Genomic DNA, 522 nt, shown 5'->3' on the forward strand with positions numbered 1-522 from the left:
ACAAAAACAAGCCAATCTTTCTAGGGATTGGCTCTTGTACGTTGTGCCTGATTAACAATCATTAAGCGTTAGCATCTGGTTGATTGTCTGGCATGGCATCAATGAAAGTTGGCAGTTGGTTGCAAGCATCTACAATTGCGTTGATAACCGGATAAGGCGACATATCAACTCCAAAACGTTGCGCGTTGTAGACTTGAGGCACAAGGCAAATATCAACGATGCATGGTGAGTCAGTCACACTGTATTTACAGTTTCCATGCTCTTCTCGATATTTGGCCAGTTTCTCTTCTAACGCAGCAAAGCCTTGTTTGATCCAGTGATGAATCCACTCCTCTTTCTGCGCTTGTTCACAACCTAGTGTTCCTTCCAGATACTGCAAGACACGCAGATTGTTTAAAGGATGAATTTCCATGGCGATATCCTGCGCCATCGCCAACGCTTGATAACGTAATGGCGTTTGTTCAGGAATGACCGACACATCTGGGTAGTTTTCTTCAAGATATTGAATGATCGCGAGTGACT

The 522-nt window shown here is 43.9% G+C and carries 1 protein-coding gene; it reads right to left on the reverse strand.

Annotated elements, in window-relative coordinates:
- Positions 1–61: 61 nt before the first annotated feature.
- The coding region (gene maiA, locus R8N49_RS30265; protein WP_318190837.1) for a maleylacetoacetate isomerase at positions 62–522 on the reverse strand (461 nt) is incomplete at its 5' end.

It is taken from the genome of Vibrio sp. 1978, assembly GCF_033344345.1.